15 protein-coding genes are annotated in these 16,011 nt (G+C 44.7%); all 15 read right to left on the reverse strand.

Translation table 11 applies throughout. The annotated features are described in order from the left end of the window. Positions 1–136: 136 nt before the first annotated feature. Entirely contained in the window at positions 137–1,741 is a 1,605-nt protein-coding gene (locus ACFQZI_RS20140) for a complex I subunit 4 family protein (protein ID WP_377145721.1), read from the reverse strand. Beyond that, positions 1,741–3,834 (reverse strand): NADH-quinone oxidoreductase subunit 5 family protein, encoded by a 2,094-nt coding sequence (locus ACFQZI_RS20145; RefSeq protein WP_377145723.1) that lies wholly within the window; start codon positions 3,832–3,834, stop codon positions 1,741–1,743. Before ACFQZI_RS20145 ends, ACFQZI_RS20140 begins: the two co-directional genes overlap by 1 nt. 125 nt (positions 3,835–3,959) lie before the next feature. Next, a complete protein-coding gene (locus tag ACFQZI_RS20150; RefSeq protein WP_377145725.1) occupies positions 3,960–4,859 on the reverse strand; it encodes a hypothetical protein in 900 nt (299 codons plus the stop codon). Between the two features lie 3 nt (positions 4,860–4,862). Continuing rightward, positions 4,863–5,426 (reverse strand): TonB-dependent receptor plug domain-containing protein, encoded by a 564-nt coding sequence (locus tag ACFQZI_RS20155; protein WP_377145727.1) that lies wholly within the window; start codon positions 5,424–5,426, stop codon positions 4,863–4,865. Positions 5,427–5,431: 5 nt separating this feature from the next. After that, positions 5,432–5,737, reverse strand: a complete 306-nt coding sequence (gene nuoK, locus ACFQZI_RS20160) for an NADH-quinone oxidoreductase subunit NuoK (protein ID WP_377145728.1) — start codon at positions 5,735–5,737, stop codon at positions 5,432–5,434. Then, positions 5,734–6,285, reverse strand: coding sequence for an NADH-quinone oxidoreductase subunit J family protein (locus ACFQZI_RS20165; RefSeq protein ID WP_377145730.1), 552 nt, complete (start codon positions 6,283–6,285; stop codon positions 5,734–5,736). The genes nuoK and ACFQZI_RS20165 overlap by 4 nt, the downstream gene beginning before the upstream one ends. Beyond that, positions 6,282–6,872 (reverse strand): 4Fe-4S binding protein, encoded by a 591-nt coding sequence (locus tag ACFQZI_RS20170; protein ID WP_377145732.1) that lies wholly within the window; start codon positions 6,870–6,872, stop codon positions 6,282–6,284. Before ACFQZI_RS20170 ends, ACFQZI_RS20165 begins: the two co-directional genes overlap by 4 nt. A gap of 120 nt (positions 6,873–6,992) precedes the next feature. Next, on the reverse strand, positions 6,993–8,063 hold the full coding sequence (gene nuoH, locus ACFQZI_RS20175; protein ID WP_377145734.1) for an NADH-quinone oxidoreductase subunit NuoH: 1,071 nt from the start codon (positions 8,061–8,063) through the stop codon (positions 6,993–6,995). Between the two features lie 448 nt (positions 8,064–8,511). Continuing rightward, a complete protein-coding gene (murI, locus tag ACFQZI_RS20180) occupies positions 8,512–9,351 on the reverse strand; it encodes a glutamate racemase (RefSeq protein WP_377145736.1) in 840 nt (279 codons plus the stop codon). 62 nt (positions 9,352–9,413) lie between these two features. Continuing rightward, entirely contained in the window at positions 9,414–9,926 is a 513-nt protein-coding gene (locus ACFQZI_RS20185) for an OmpH family outer membrane protein (RefSeq protein ID WP_377145738.1), read from the reverse strand. Between the two features lie 51 nt (positions 9,927–9,977). Then, the gene (locus tag ACFQZI_RS20190; protein WP_377145806.1) at positions 9,978–10,508 is read right to left on the reverse strand and encodes an OmpH family outer membrane protein; all 531 of its coding nucleotides are present in this window, start codon (positions 10,506–10,508) and stop codon (positions 9,978–9,980) included. Between the two features lie 21 nt (positions 10,509–10,529). Next, on the reverse strand, positions 10,530–13,085 hold the full coding sequence (gene bamA / locus ACFQZI_RS20195) for an outer membrane protein assembly factor BamA (RefSeq protein WP_377145739.1): 2,556 nt from the start codon (positions 13,083–13,085) through the stop codon (positions 10,530–10,532). 63 nt (positions 13,086–13,148) lie between these two features. Beyond that, entirely contained in the window at positions 13,149–13,889 is a 741-nt protein-coding gene (locus tag ACFQZI_RS20200) for an isoprenyl transferase (RefSeq protein WP_377145741.1), read from the reverse strand. A gap of 474 nt (positions 13,890–14,363) precedes the next feature. Beyond that, a complete protein-coding gene (locus tag ACFQZI_RS20205; protein ID WP_377145743.1) occupies positions 14,364–14,864 on the reverse strand; it encodes an ExbD/TolR family protein in 501 nt (166 codons plus the stop codon). A 359-nt stretch (positions 14,865–15,223) separates the two neighbouring features. Then, a complete protein-coding gene (porG, locus tag ACFQZI_RS20210) occupies positions 15,224–16,006 on the reverse strand; it encodes a type IX secretion system protein PorG (RefSeq protein ID WP_377145745.1) in 783 nt (260 codons plus the stop codon). Positions 16,007–16,011 lie beyond the last annotated feature (5 nt).

Genomic DNA, 16,011 nt, shown 5'->3' on the forward strand with positions numbered 1-16,011 from the left:
GTTTTAGCGATGGTGTAAACCTTATTACCTCGTATAGCGATGGGTATAAAACCCATCGCTATTGAATATTTTTGCTTTCTTAAACTATGTATTAAAAATATATCGATGGGTTTTATACCCATCGATAATTATTCGATTATTTCACCTGAATAAATTGCACCAGCGCCAATACCGAATCATTCACCTTGCCTAATACCAGCGATGGCATGATACCAAGCAGTAAGGCGATCAAAGCCAGCGGTAACAGCGTTGCCGTTTCGCGGAAGTTGAGGTCGGTGAGGGCGGTTTTCCAAACTTCGCCGCCTTTTAGGGATACGGTGCCGAAGAACATGCGTTGAAGCGTCCAAAGGAAATAGGCCGCGCTCAATAATATACCCACCGAGCCACAAATGGCCATCCAATATGGCAGCAAGCCGTTTACCGAGTGCGATTTAAACGCGCCTGCGAGGGTAAATGCCTCGGCCACAAATGCGGAGAAGCCCGGCAAGCCAAGCGAAGCGAAAAACGCCACCATTACGTAAACTGTATAGCGCGGCATCAGTGTGCCTAAGCCGCGGAAATTGTAGATATCCCTGTCGTGCACCCGGTTGTAGATAACGCCTACCAGGAAGAACAGCATGGTTGAAAGGAATCCGTGGCTCACCATTTGCAGCACGGCGCCGCTGATGCCCTCGGCAGTGCTGGAGGCGATGCCTAACAGTACAAAACCCATGTGCGATACAGATGAGTAGGCGATCATGCGTTTCAGGTCGCGCTGGGCAAGGGCGTTGAATGCCCCATATAAAATGGATATAACTCCCAATAATCCCAACCAGAATGCGCCCGATAAAGCCACCTCTGGGAAGATACCCATACAAATACGGATGATACCATAGCCGCCAATTTTTAGCAGGATACCGGCCAGGATGATAGATACCGGGGTTGGCGCCTCTACGTGCGCGTCCGGCAGCCAGGTGTGCAAAGGCACTACCGGTACTTTAATAGCAAAGGCAACGAACAATATTACAAAACCAACCGTGCGTGCGGGCATGCCCAATATGGTTGCGTTGCTGAGTACCGAGAACACTGACCCCTCGATATAATTGGCCGGGTTCATCATGTGGATCATGTTAAACGTGTGGCTGCCCGTAACCGGGTCTTTAACCGACAGGTATAAACCCACCATCACCAGCAACATAAACACCGACCCAAACAGCGTGTATAAGAAAAATTTAATGGCTGCGTACTCTCTCCGTGCGCCGCCCCACATCCCTATCAGGAAGTATAATGGCAGCAGCATCAGCTCGTAAAAGGTATAAAACAGGAAGAAATCCAGCGCGCAAAAAACGCCTATCACGGCCATATCAAGCAGCAGGAACAGGGCGAAGAACCCCTTCAGGTTGCTTTTTATCTCCCAGGATGCTATGGCGGCTATCACCATTACCAGCGAGGTCATCACCAATAACGTAACTGAGATGCCATCTATACCAACAAAATATTCTATCTGCATTTTGCCGAGGCTGCCAAGGTCGAGGCTTATCCAGGGGAGTTTTTGCACAAACTGAAACTGGCCCTCGTTACTGATGCCCGCATGGGCCACCCCGGTTTGGAAGTGCATATAAATGTAAATGCTGAAACAAAGCTGCAAAAAGGTTGCCGCCAGCGTAAGATATTTAAAACTCGCGCGCAGCGATGACGGCAACAGCAGAATAACTAAGCCAAACAAAATTGGGGTAAAAATGAGCAGGGTTAATATATTCATCAGGTCCAGATCAGTTTTAAAATAAATACGGTAATAAGCACTAACAGCATGCTGTATAAATAATATTGAATTTTACCGCTTTGAAAATGGCGGGCAAAACCACCAATGCCATGTACAATACCGGCAACTAAATGTAAAAATCCGTCGACGATATTTTTGTCGAACCAGGCTGCAAGGCCGGCCATGTTTCTGCCTACTTGCTCCAATTCGTTCACAAAACGGTCGATAATATTTTTATCGAACCAGTACAGGGCATGGCTCAACCATACTATAAAGCGCACAATAACGCGGTTATAAAACCTGTCGATATACCACTCGTTGTACGACATACGGAACAGCAGCCCCTTTTGCGGGAACGACCAAGTGTTCCGTTTCACATAAATAACATATGCGCTATACATTACCACTACGCTTAAAATTACTACAATAAGCGGAATGATCACATGGTATAAATTCTCTCGGGCGAAAATATTGGTCAGCAAAAAGCCCTTGTATAACCAGGCATCTTCATAAAACACCGGGCTATAACTAAACACCGGGAACAAACAGCATATGGCCAAAAACACCAGCGGCAGTTTATATTGCCAGCCGCCATCGCCCATATGGATATGGATGTGCGGGTTCATCTTTTGCAGGCGGAACTCACCAAAAAACACCTTGGTAATAAGCCTTGCCACATAAAAAGCAGTAAGCCAACTGGTAAGCAGTGCAAAGTATGGCACTAATTTCAGCAGCCCGCCCTTGTCGTCGCTCCAGTCGAACGCCTGGATCAGGATGCCATCTTTAGACAGGTAGCCCGACGTTAGCGGCAACCCGGCAAGGGCCAAACCGCCAACAACAGCTGCTATAAGGGTAAGCGGCAACTTTTTGCGCAGGCCGCCCATGTGCAAAATATTTTGCGGATCGATGTCCAGGTTATTATCGTCCTTAATGTGTTTCATTTGGTGGATGACAATACCGGCCACCAAAAACAGTAAACATTTAAAAAACGCGTGTGTTGCCAAGTGGAACAACGAAGAAGCGTATGCCCCCACCCCCATTGCCATCACCATAAAACCTAATTGAGATATGGTGGAGTATGCTAAAATTCTTTTCAGGTCGTTTTGTGTAAGCGCGATTGTTGCCGCCATAAAAGCGGTAAAGCAACCGGTAACCGCCAGTATGGTTAGCTCCGTTTCGGTAAACATTGGGTAGAACCTGCCCAGTAAAAACACCCCTGCCGCCACCATAGTAGCCGCGTGAATGAGTGCCGATACCGAAGTTGGCCCCTCCATGGCATCGGGTAGCCAGGTATGTAAAGGGAACTGTGCTGATTTAGCAGCAACGGCTAAAAATATCCCGCCAAATGCTACATATTGGTAAAAAGCGGGTAATTGGTAAGACACACCGGGAATCACCCAATTGCTGCTATTTGGCGACATCCAAACTCCGTTAGCAAGATCAGGCAACCTTGTCAGTCCGGGCTTAATAAAAAGCGTTTCAATGTCAAATGTATGATAAACGGCAAAAAGGATTAGTATTGCAACCAATAATCCCACATCCCCTATCCGATTCATGATAAAGGCTTTTTTGTTGGCGATGATGGCGCTCTCGCGCGTGAACCAGAAACCGATAAGCAGGTAGGATGAAAAGCCCACCATTTCCCAAAAAGCATAAAGCAGGATGAGGTTATCAACCACTACCAGGGCCAGCATGCTAAAACAAAACAAACTTAAATAGCGGAAGTAGCGGCTATAACCGTCGTCGTCCTTCATGTAAGCTGTGGAGTAAATATGCACCGGCAGTGCTATAACCGGCACCAGTAGCAACAGCAATACAGAAAGATTATTCAATAGGATGCCCACCTGCACGGTGGTAGCGCCAACGGTAAACCAAACCTGCTGTACGTGGATGGTATGGCTGTCCCAAACTTCAAAGAATACGTTAGCGGCTAATACCGTACTTGCCCCTATAGCTAAAGTAGATACCCAACCCGATGCCTTGCTTTTACCAAGCAGTAAAAAGTTTACCACAAAGGCAGCGAAAGGCAATACCACTGCAAGTATTGCAAGGGTTACGGTTTGCGCGTCGGTTTGTGGTAGGGTTGGGTTCAAATTATATCGGGTTTATTATTTTAACTTTTTGTTCCCCTCTCGAGAGGGGGCGCCTTGGCCTGTGTTTTGCAGGGGTGTGTTCGTCGCGTGGTGAACACACCCCTTACCCCTCTCAAGAGGGGTACTTAGTTCTTATTTTGTTCATTCGCCGGTTCGTTTAATTCAATTACTAAAGTTGCCGGTTTACGGTTCTTGCGGGTACCGCTTGGGCCGGTAAATGTGGCGGCTTTTATGTCGGCTTTACTGGCCAGTTCCCATAGTTGCAGCTTGTCTTCGCCGGTTAGTTCGGTACCATCAGGCATAACGTATGTTACGGCCAGGTCCTTACCCCTGCGCGAGCGGATGTACGATTTATAAGCCTTAGATAAGGTACCAAACTTCCATTGATACAGCTTGGTGCCGTACTTTTTGGTGGTAACGTTCACTGTGGTATCGTTATCCTTAGATCCGGCAAACTTAGGCTGTATCAGCGTATCAATTTTCAGAATGGTTTCCGGGTCGATGTCTGATACCTTACCAACCGTAGCTTCCTCGTTCAGCACAAATCCTTTTTGGATGCCTTGCTGCTTTGGCAAGGGCAACAGCGTACCCGGAAGATCAGCGGGCAGGGCTTGTTTGGTTTTTACGATTAGCGCCCCGGCGGCGGCCTTTTGGCCGTACATCATCTTAGCGCCCTTTGGTTTTATGACAGAAATATCCAGGATACTTTCAGGCTTAAGGTCCTGCAAACGTCCGTTGTATGGGTTATCGTTCACCATTACAAACGGGCGGTCGCGTTCTTCGGGCGGGTCTTTAAGCACCAGTTTTTTGGTGACGCTGTCTACCGAAAAGAACGGATAGGCAACCCGCTCTTCTTCTTCTACAGGCTCTTCTACACGGGCTTCTCCGCCTCTTGAACGATGGCGGGATGAACGTTTTTTGGTATGCTTGGTAGTCCGCGCCTTCTTCTTTGTCGCATGCTTCTTCCGCTGCGCAAAAGCGCCTACGCATAAAAACATCAACAATATTAAAAGGAGTTTCTTCATCACTTATCTTTGTTTTCCTTTTCTTTCAGTTTCGGCTTTTTTAGCGGCATGTTCTTTTTTGTATGCCTTGGTAACTACTATTATTACGCCGTTTTTACCGGCAGGGCCATATTGTTTGATCGATTCCTTATTTTTTAATACCGAGATATTATCAATATCGTCGGGATTTAAACTTTTAAAGCCGGCCGCAGCCGTGATCTTACCATCAATAATATATAACGGATTGTTAGATGTAGTATCGGCTTTAGACGCCTCCGTTGGTTTAGATAACAGGTTAATGACACCCTTATCCTTTTTGGTGGCGATAAGTATTACACCATTTACCCCCTCTGCACCATATAATGATGTTGCCGACGGTGATTTTAACACCTCCATCTTTTCGATGCTTTTCGGGTCGATACTTTTAATATCCCCTTTGTATTTTATACCATCAACAATTACCAATGGCGGCAAAGCGTCAGCGGTATAGCCGGTTACTTTCAAAATATCATTTTTTGTAGTGTCGGCCTTTTGCGCCATGGCGCTTACCGATAAGAACAACGCGAAAACAAAAATCAGCTTCTTCATATCATTTAGTCCTTTAAATGGTTTATTTTATCCGGATCTATAGTTCTATATCTACGGTAAACATTCAATATTATTGCAAGGGCCACGGCGGTTGTGGCAGCAGCTAAAACTATGGCAAACAGCGCGAACACCTGCCCGCCGTTGTTTACCTTATCGTATTTACCAAAAGCTACCAGGTTTAAAATGGCGGCGTTCAGCATCAGCTCGATGCCTATCAATATTTGTATGGCATTCTTTTTTGATACGATGATGAACAGGCCGATGCAAAACAGCGCTACGCTCACCAGCATAAAATCGTTAAGCCCTATCATGCTTCTGCCGGCTCCTTTCTGGACAGGTGTGCCGAACCAACCAACGCTATCATCAGCAATACCGATATCACCTCGAAAGGCAGCAGGTAGCGGGTCATTAAATTTATGCCTATATTATTTATGCCTGTACCATTTACCGGCACCACATTTTTTGTAGCGATAGCTGTTTTTACCCAGGGCAGGTTGTTAACATCGGCTTTAAAAACAACGTTTAGCATCACTAATAAAAACAGTGCTGCCAATATAAACGCCGGTAAATTATGCAGACTGATAAATTTTGTTTTTTGCTGTTCTGCGGTGGCCAAAGCCTCCTTGCCCGATAGCATAAAGGCGAACAGTATCAGCACCAAAATGCCGCCAACGTAGATCACTATCTGGGTAACGGCCACAAAATCGGCAAGTGCTAAAACATACAGCCCTGCCAAACCAAACAGCGTTACAAAAAACATAAAGATGCTTCGTATTAAATTCTTGCCCATGGCCACAACCAATGCCGAACCAAGCGTAACAAATGCCATAACATAAAACATCACCTGCACTAAACTCATGCCCCTCCCTCCTTTGCTTTCATGGCGGCCAACTTAGCGGCTTGTTTTTCGGCGTTCTGCTTTTCGAGCAGGGCGCGTTTTTCGGCTGCCATTTCGGGCGACATGTCCGAAAATTCGTAGGTTAGGTTAGTGAGGTCAAATACCGTTTTATCGTACTCGTCGGTCATTACAATACACTCGGTTGGGCATACAATGGTACACAACCCGCAGTACATACATTTGGCCATATCAATATCAAACTTGGCAGCGTAAAGCAGTTTTTTCGACCCGTCGGATGTTTCGCCATAGCTGCCTTCAGTAGATTTTATAGATTCGATAGTAATACAGTCTACCGGGCAGATCTTAGCGCAAAGGTCGCACACGATGCAGTCGTCTATCTCCACATCCAGCTGGTAGCGGCCTACCTCGGGCACGGGCAATTCCTGTTTAGGATATTGTATGGTATTGGTATTATTTTGCTGATGGAAGTAATTGTCGTTGGTGATAGGCGTAATATTACGCCTGGCATTTGAGGCAAACAAAGTCCTGATGGTAAGGGATAGACCCTTCCATGCCGTTGTAAAACCATTAATTGCCTTGTTTATCATATATTAAATATCGAACATTGAATTTTGAATGTCGAACTTCATCATTCGTTATTTAGCATTCGGTGTTCATTATTATTTTCTTCTTCCTAATCTTTAATAACCAATCTCTAACCTCTAAACTTACATTACCCACAGCCGCCACACGCCAGATATAAGCATACAGGCAAAAGCCAGCGGGGTAAGTACCTTCCAGCACAGGTTCATCAGTTGGTCTACCCGTAAACGTGGCAGCGTCCAGCGGATCCACATTTGCACGCCTACTAAAAGTAACGTCTTTATCAAGATCCAGATTATGCCCCAGGCCCAGCCGGTTGTCCAGGTTGCCAAATGTACCGAACCTATATTGGGTAATGGCGTATTCCAGGCGCCTAAAAATAAAATTACACCCACCATCGATACCAAGAACATCATGGAGTACTCAGCCAAAAATACCAGCGCGAACTGCAAACCGGTAAACTCTGTATGAAAACCTGCCACCAGTTCCGATTCGGCCTCCGGGATATCGAACGGCGCGCGGTTACTCTCTGCCAGCGACGCGATAAAATATATCACAAAGGCCACCATCAAATGCGGCGCCTGGAAAATGTTCCACGACAGGATGCCTCCAATTTGCGATACATCCCAAAAACCAAAGAATTTTGCTTTTTCTGCAGATAATACACCCTGCTGCATGGATATGTCCTGGAGGTTTAATGTCTGCGCTATCATCACTACCGATATCAGCGCGAAACCGGCCGGGATCTCGTAAGAAATGATCTGTGCGGCAGAACGCATAGCGCCCAGTATAGAGTATTTATTGTTAGAACCCCATCCGGCCATTAATATGCCGAGCGTTTCGATGGATATGATAGCGAAAATATAGTAAAGCCCAATGTTGATGTTTGCAGGGATAAGCCCCGGCCCCCAGGGCAGGGCGGCAAATGCAAGATATACGCCTATAAAAATGATAATGGGTGCAGCCAAAAACAGTATTTTATCGGCAGCGGCGGGTATAATAAGTTCCTTTTGCGCCATTTTTACCATATCGGCCAATACCTGCAAGCTACCATATTTACCCGTTTCTGTAGGGCCAAGCCGGTTTTGGATAAAGGCGCTTACCTTACGCTCGGCATATACGCCAAACATGGTAAATAAGCCCACAAAAGCAAATAAACCTGCTGCTACAATAAAATATGTAATGTAATGATTCAAGGGTTATTGCTTTGGGTTGCAAACTTACTAAAAGCACAGGATAGTTGACTGTTTTGGTAGTGGTTTTTTGCAGGGATAGAGATTGTGGGTTAATTCGTCGTTAGGGATGGCAGTGAGTACCTTGTAAGCCTGTGGATGTACTGTTTTTCGTAATGTATTTATTTTTTGTTGGCACTCAAGATGGCTACGCCGTTCTTTTTTGTTGCAAAAAAGATAAAGTACCAAAAGAAAAGACACGAAAGCTTAGGCTCCGTCCGTTAATCTCAAAAAATCTTGTCATGCTGAGCGATAGCGAAGCATCTAATTACCAATCTATCATTGAGAGCACAGTCAATAATAGATACTTCACTATATTTAGGATGAGGAAGACTTCTAACGCAAAGCTATTGGTTGAGTTATCCCCGTGCGATTGCCACGCTATCGCTCGCAATGACATCGTTGTATAAATTTAACATCTTCCCCTTATATCCACAAATTCACTCTTAACCTCTTTACCGAAAAATTGAGAGGCATGGTGGTCAAAATCCGGGGTATCATCAATGGTGGTATAGAAATGGAGGTTGCCTTGTTTGCTCAGGCGTTGCTCCATTTCGGGGTGGCGCTGCAGGTAATCAACCAGGCTTGCGGCTACAATATCCCCCTGTGCAACCACATTGACATTGGCCGGCAGGTGTGCTTTAATTTTTTCCTGTAAGAGCGGGTAATGGGTACAGGCCAATAAAATCGTGTCGATATCCGGCGATTGTTGCATCAACTGATCCAGGTATAGCTGCACGTAATAATCCGCGCCGGGTTTATTGTATTCGCCGTTCTCTATCAGCGGTACCCAGAGCGGACAAGCCTGCTGATAAACTTTAAGTTCGGGAAAAAAGTGTTCTATCTCTAACAGGTATGAGCCTGACTGTACCGTACCCTTTGTGCCCAGTACGCCTATATTTTTACTTTTGGTATAATTACCTATCACCTCGGCTGTTGGGCGTATAACGCCAAGCACACGGTTATTGGTTTGCAGGGCAGGCATATCCTGCTGCTGTATGGTGCGCAGGGCTTTGGCCGATGCGGTATTACAGGCCAGTATCACCAGCGGGCAGCCTTGTTTAAACATCCACTGCACACACTCCCACGTATATTGGTGTATGGTTTTAAAAGAACGGTTGCCATACGGCGCGCGCCCGTTATCGCCCAGGTATAAATAATCGTAACCGGGAATCTGCTTCGCAATAGAACGAAAAACCGTTAAACCACCTATACCCGAATCAAATACCCCTATAGGACCGCCTGATAACATAGCATCAAAAATAAAAAAGCGCCCCGTAATGGAGGCGCTTTCTAAATAATTTAATTTTCAGATTACTTTAATCCTAATTTAAGCTTTACAGCCGGCATTAAGTCATCAGCATCAGGAGATACTACTAAGTACTCGCTCGTTGTATCTAATACGTAACCGTAACCTTTTTCTTTTGCTACAGCGCTAACCGCACCACGAGCTTTATCAATAAGTGGTTTACCTAACTCGCGTTGTTTTGCTTCCACCTGTTGTTGTGAAGTTTGTTGGTAATCCTGTAAACGCTTGCCAATGTCTTGCAATTCTGTTTCGGCTGCAGTACGTGCAGCATCAGTCATAGAAGCGCGTTTTGATTGATATGCCTGGCCTTTGGTTTGGTATTCGTTATTCATTGTAGTTAATTGGTCAATGAATTGTTTCTGGTAAATTTCAAGCTGAGATTTTACAGTTTTAGTTTCGGGCATTAGGTCGATCAGCTGCTGAAAATTGATGTGGCCAATTTTTGATTGTGCCTGGGCAAAGTTGCCTGCAAATAACATTCCTGCTGCAACTAAAGCAACTTTAAATAGTTTTTTCATTTGTGTTCTTCTGTTCTGTGTTTAAATAATAGTTCTATAAATATACAATCTTTATTTAGCAAACACGCCGGGTTTTAAGCCTAAGCGGGTTACTACAGCATCGCTTTTATTATAACGCGGGCTTGCGTATAACATTATCACTTCGCTGTTTTTGTCAAATATCATATCAAGGTTTTCGCTTTCGGCTACGGCCTGTACAGCTTTAGACACTCTATCCTGTATTGGTTTAATCAGCGAGTTGCTTTTTTTAGAAAGCTCGCCATCCGGGCCAAATATCTGGCGTTGGTAATCTTTCGCTTGTTTCTCTTTCTCTACAATTTCCGTCTCGCGGCGTTTACGCATATCCGGTGTCATTAACACCTGGTCGGCCTGGTAGGCTTTGTACAGGCGGTCTATCTCCTGGAAACGGCTGTCAACATCCTTCTGCCATGATTCTGAAAGTGATGCCAGTTGTTTTTGTGACGAAGCATACTCGGGCATATGTTTCAAAATATAATCAGAATCTACATAAGCAAAACGCTGCGCCATTGCGGCGGTACATGCTGTAAACGTAACAAAAAGTATTAAAATTATCTTCTTCATCATATTAATCGTTATACAAAATTAATTAAACCCGCCACTTAAGCTTTGCGAAATTGTAAAGTGGAAGTGGCCTTTGTTGGCGTCAGGCTGGTTCGGGATCTTGTCGAAACCGTAACCGTAATCTAAACCAAGCAAACCAAATATCGGTAAAAATATCCTTGCACCCACACCTACAGATTTACGCACATTGAAAGGGCTGAATTTGCTAAAATCATTCCAAACATTGCCACCCTCTGCAAACGCTAATAAGAAAATTGTTGCAGATTGCCCTGTAATAACGGGATGCCTTAGCTCCATAGTATATTTATTGTAAATAGCGCTACCCTGGTTGGTATTTGCATTTAAGCTCGATCCCTCCGGTACGATAGAGAAGTTTTCGTAACCACGTAAGCCCACAATATCTGTACCTTGTAAGAACTGGTAGCTTTGCATACCATCGCCACCCAGTTTAAACCGCTCGAACGGAGACGGACCAACCAACGCATTATACTGGCCAAGGTAACCAAAACGTACCTGCGACATTAATACCAGTTTACCGGTTATACGCTCGAACCATTGGGCGTCAAACTTCCATTTGTAATATTCAACAAAGTGGTAACGCTCCTCGGGCGTAGCAACCTTGTAATTTACATTGTTAAACAATGAATAAGGCGGCGTTGCCTGTATGGTTAATTTTATGTTTGAACCCGAAGTTGGGTAAAGTGGCATATCTACCGAGTTACGGCTAAGCTCCTGAGTTAATTTAATGTTATATGATGTACCATTCTGGAACAGGTAACCACCATAGTTATCCAGATTGTAGTGATCTACGTTTAATGAGTAGTTTAACTGGAAATAGTTATCTGGCCAATTTAAACGTTTACCCAACGTAATACCTACACCGTTAATACGCAACTTGTTGTAATAAGGGCTGCTTTTAGGGTAATACTGCCCAGTTGAGCTACCTTGGGTATAAGCCGATAACGCAAAGTAAATTGGCTTTTTACCACCTAACCATGGCTCGGAGAACGTGAACGAAAAGTTTTGATAGGTACGGCCGCTCGATTGCCCCCTTAAGCTTAGTTTTTGGCCATCGCCTTTTGGTAAAGGTTTGTAAGCTTTTAGGTTGAACAGGTTACGCAGCGCGAAGTTGTTAAAAGTTAAACCTAATGTACCAACCAACTGGCCGCCACCAAAACCACCCGATAGCTCTATCTGATCTGATGGTTTTTCAACCACGTTGTAAACCAGGTCTACGGTACCATCGGCAGGGTTAATGTTGGTAGGCCTTGGCTCGGTTTTTTGTTCATCAAAGTTACCTAACTGACCAATTTCGCGCGCGCTGCGGATCAATAATTCTTTATTAAACTTTTGCCCCGGCTTTGTACGGATCTCACGCATTACTACCTTATCGTTAGTAACGTCGTTACCTTTTAGTATTACACGGTTAATGGTGTACTGAGGGCCCTCGTAAATACGGATATCAAGGTCAACGGTATCGTTATAAACCCTGGTTTGTACCGGGTCGGCGTTAAAGGTAAGGTAACCATCATTTAAGTATAATGATGATACGTCATCATTATTTGGCGTTGGGCCTGTTAAACGCTTGTTTAGCTCTTCTTCACTAAACACCTGCCCTTTTTCGATACGCAGGATGCGCGATAATACATCTGTGGGGTAACGCGCGTTGCCCGAGAAGGTAACTTTACCAAAGTAATATTTAGGGCCTTCGTAGAGCTTAATTTTTACGTCGACGGTTTTCTCATCGTGCTTTGTAACGGTATCGCTTAACACCTCGGCATCGCGGTAACCTTTATCCTGCATTTTTTCGACAAGCGTTTGCTTATCTTCTTCGTATTTATCCCTCTTGAATTTTTTAGATCCAAAAATATTGTAGAATTTCTTCTCGCGGGTATTCTTTAAAAACTTACGCAGCTTTTTGTCAGAAAATGCCGTATTGCCTTCAAAATCTACACTATTGATCTTAACCTTCGATTTTTTATCTACCGCTACATCCAGTATAACGCTGTTAGCGTCGCCCGGGTCTTTGGTTTGGGTAATGTTAACAGTGGTATTAAGGTAACCTTTTTCGTTAAAGTGCTTTTTAATGATAGCCGTTGTAGTGCTAAGCAGGTTCTCATTTACGATCTTACCTGTTTTATCGGCCAGTTTTTTATTCACGTCCTCAATCTCGCCCTTGCGGATGCCCGTAATGTGCAAACGCGATAAACGGGGGCGCTCTACCACGGCAATTTCCAGGTAAATGGTATCCATATTGATACGGGTAACATTTAACTGTACATCATCAAAAAGGCCCTGTTTGTAAAGGTCTTTTATCACATTGGCATTTTGCTCGCCCGGGAGGTTTATTTTATCGCCCTTGTTTAATTTAGATATGGTGAGCAACACATCCTTGTCCAGGTATTTAGCGCCGGATATGGTGATACCACCTATGATATAATCTTTAGGGTTTAGGTAGCTTAGGCTATCGGCAGGTATAGAGCCGCCAGACAATGCTGACTGCCTTTGGCCACCAATCTGAGCGAATGCTGCAGTGCTTATAACAGAGAAGAGTAGAGCAAAAAAAACTTTATTCATTCGAATATTTTAGTGGGCTAAAAATAATTTATACAGTTGTTAAAAAGTGTTAAAAGTAAAAATTTAGTTTACCTGCTCGCTTGTCATCCCAAAACGGCGTTCGCGTTTTTGGTAATCAAGTATAGCTTCGTACAAATCCTCGCGCCTGAAATCGGGCCATAATTTGGTGGTGAAGTATAGTTCGGCGTAGGCAATTTGCCACAACAAATAATTACTTATACGGTACTCGCCACTCGTTCTTATCAAAAGCTCGGGGTTGGGCATACCGCCGGTATATAAATTATCTTCAAACAATTGTTCATCAATATCGGCAGGGTTTAACTCCCCGCTTTGCACTTTGGCGGCTATATTTTTGGCGGCCTGTAAAATTTCGCCGCGGCTGCTATAGCTTAATGCAAGTGTTAGTACCAGCCCGGTATTACCTGCTGTTTTGCTTATTGCATGCTCTAATTCCTGGTGGCATTTGCCCGGCAGGGCCTTTAGGTCGCCTATGGCATTCAGGCGTACATTATTCTTCACAAGCTTGGCAATCTCCTTATTAAGGGTGCTAATAAGCAGTTCCATTATAGCGGTAACCTCAAATTTGGGGCGGTTCCAGTTTTCGGTACTAAAGGTATAAAGGGTAAGGTATTCTATACCAAGTTCGCCGGCGCTCTCTACAATATCACGTACAGACAGCACACCGTTGTGATGACCAAACACCCTTAATTTGCCCTTGCCTTTTGCCCAGCGGCCGTTACCATCCATAATAACCGCTATATGACGGGGTAATTTCTGTAGATCTATCTGGTCCTTTAAACTCATTTTTCCCGAAGGGTGTTAACAGCTATATAGAAGCTGTAGCGCGTGTAGCCTTGTTAAAATTTAAAACGTTTTTAGCAAAGCCCTCAACAACTTATGCCATTTTTTTCAGGTGACAAAGGTAAAACTTAATTGTATTTATTTTAGTATGCGGTAAAAAAGAAATAATTAGCCCTCCTACTCCCTGAAGGAAGTTTACCTTATTTGATAATGCGGCAAGCGGGATGAATGCGGTTCGGCTGGGTAGTTTACAGTTGAACCGTTAAGCCAAGCGCCGCATGCAGGGCCTTTGTGGTATTGGAAGGCACGTGAATCGCAAAGTAAGAACCCGCCCTGCCAACCCTAAACTTGTTACAGGGTTTACAGGACGGGCTACCACTTTATTATCTTGCATGTGGGATGCCGAAACAAGTCCGGCATGACGGATCGCCTTAAGAAGCAACCCGACAACAGTAACTTTAATACACCTGTTTCTCTTTAAGCAAACCAATATCCTCCTGTGCAATCGGCAACGGCGTATTGCTGGGTATCTGTTATTTTCATTTCGTCGAGCGTATTCACCAGGTTGCCGTAAACCGATGTTTGGGCAGGTTTTATAATTACCAGCATGGTTTTGCCCGTTGCTTTTTTAACCTTCTGGGCTGTTTCCATTATGGCTTTGCGTAACCCGCTACCGCTATAATCAGTTACCGTTGCCGGGATAATGGGATGCGCCGCCATGCCAAGATAATACAGCGCCTTATTGTTTTTACCCAGGCAAATGGTCATGGTGCGCGATTCGGCCTGCCCACCCGGTTCTTCGCCTACCGGCATAGTGAGTTGCATGGCCCTGGGTTTGCTTAAGGTTGTGGTAAGCATAAAAAAGGTGATGAGCAGGAAGGCAAGGTCTACCATTGCAGTAAGGTCTACCCTTAACGCGGCTTTTTTGGAGCGGGTTTTAGTGCCAGATCTTTCGGGGGTTGAATTTAATTCGGCCATGGCGTTTATTTTTAGGTGAAATAATTGGTTATATATTCTTTATACAGATAAATATACCGTTTAGTTTCAATAAACAAAATTAAATTCTGTTTTATTTTTATTTATAGAATTATATTTTCCAAATGTTTAGGGTTAATTGGTTGAGATACTCGCATAATTTACTCACCCCGACTACGCTACGCTGGTCGACCCTCTCTGCTTCGCAAAGAGGGTGAGAAAGCCTCTTCCCAGCCCTCTCCTTCGGAGAGGGAGTTGAAAACATATTTTTAATATTACCTTCTTTTTGCGTAGCAAAGAGAGGGTCGCGCGCGAAGCGTCGCAGGGTGAGTAAATTGACGGGATGCACGTTTAATTACTGCCTAATAATAACATTCTTGTGTTACAAAGGTGTAAGAAATGGTGAAGCCCACAAACATATAAAAATCCCTGGGCTTGTAGTCGCCTCGCTGAGAGCCGGCTTTACCTATATAGATGTTGTTCTTTTCGCCCGAACGGTCGGACAGTGCGCGGGCTATCTCGTTATTGAATGAGCTTTTCGGAGCGTAGTTCCTGCTCACATCGTCCAGGTAATCGGTATTGGTAAAGCGGTAACCCAGATCGGCCGCCACTGTCCACTTGCCCGAGAAGTTATATTTTACCCCTGCCCCAAACGGTATAACAATGGCTTTACTTGAATAGGCTGTGCCTTCGGTTTGTAAGGGGCGCAACTCGTAGATCTCACCATTGTACTTAGCCTTAGGGTTATATGATGTTATGCCCGCGCCCAGGTATATATAAGGTGTGTATTTGTTTTTACCTGCATCGGGTATAAAACTCATAAAATTAAGCTCGGCCATCAGGCTAAGTTCTTTTAAGGGTGTTGTAAAACTCAGGTTACGGTCCCTGAGCTGCTGGCTGCCCGATGTGCTGTCGGCGCCGCTTATCTGCCCGAAACTATAATTTAACTTTACCCCCAGGTAGCGGTTAAAGTTGCGTTTTATAAACAGGCCCGCCTGCGCGCCGCTGGGTTTAACAGGGTTGTTAATGTTGAGGTCGCCTATGTAGCCGGCCGCGCCAACGTTACCGCCAATTTCCCAGGTTTGTTGGGCCTGTGCATTCATGCAAATGAACATGATACAAAAAAAAGCGATGAATTTGGGCATCAAGG

Source organism: Mucilaginibacter lutimaris, assembly GCF_042676625.1.
In the GTDB taxonomy this organism is placed as follows: Bacteria; Bacteroidota; Bacteroidia; order Sphingobacteriales; family Sphingobacteriaceae; genus Mucilaginibacter; species Mucilaginibacter lutimaris.

Excerpts from the sequence above, each read along its gene's own strand:
- ACFQZI_RS20140 (WP_377145721.1), bottom strand. The coding sequence starts at position 1,741 with ATGAATATATTAACCCTGCTCATTTTTACCCCAATTTTGTTTGGCTTA.
- ACFQZI_RS20150 (WP_377145725.1), bottom strand. The coding sequence starts at position 4,859 with ATGAAGAAACTCCTTTTAATATTGTTGATGTTTTTATGCGTAGGCGCT.
- ACFQZI_RS20155 (WP_377145727.1), bottom strand. The coding sequence starts at position 5,426 with ATGAAGAAGCTGATTTTTGTTTTCGCGTTGTTCTTATCGGTAAGCGCC.
- nuoK (WP_377145728.1), bottom strand. The coding sequence starts at position 5,737 with ATGATAGGGCTTAACGATTTTATGCTGGTGAGCGTAGCGCTGTTTTGC.
- ACFQZI_RS20165 (WP_377145730.1), bottom strand. The coding sequence starts at position 6,285 with ATGAGTTTAGTGCAGGTGATGTTTTATGTTATGGCATTTGTTACGCTT.
- ACFQZI_RS20170 (WP_377145732.1), bottom strand. The coding sequence starts at position 6,872 with ATGATAAACAAGGCAATTAATGGTTTTACAACGGCATGGAAGGGTCTA.
- murI (WP_377145736.1), bottom strand. The coding sequence starts at position 9,351 with ATGTTATCAGGCGGTCCTATAGGGGTATTTGATTCGGGTATAGGTGGT.
- ACFQZI_RS20185 (WP_377145738.1), bottom strand. The coding sequence starts at position 9,926 with ATGAAAAAACTATTTAAAGTTGCTTTAGTTGCAGCAGGAATGTTATTT.
- ACFQZI_RS20190 (WP_377145806.1), bottom strand. The coding sequence starts at position 10,508 with ATGAAGAAGATAATTTTAATACTTTTTGTTACGTTTACAGCATGTACC.
- bamA (WP_377145739.1), bottom strand. The coding sequence starts at position 13,085 with ATGAATAAAGTTTTTTTTGCTCTACTCTTCTCTGTTATAAGCACTGCA.
- ACFQZI_RS20200 (WP_377145741.1), bottom strand. The coding sequence starts at position 13,889 with ATGAGTTTAAAGGACCAGATAGATCTACAGAAATTACCCCGTCATATA.
- ACFQZI_RS20205 (WP_377145743.1), bottom strand. The coding sequence starts at position 14,864 with ATGGCCGAATTAAATTCAACCCCCGAAAGATCTGGCACTAAAACCCGC.
- porG (WP_377145745.1), bottom strand. The coding sequence starts at position 16,006 with ATGCCCAAATTCATCGCTTTTTTTTGTATCATGTTCATTTGCATGAAT.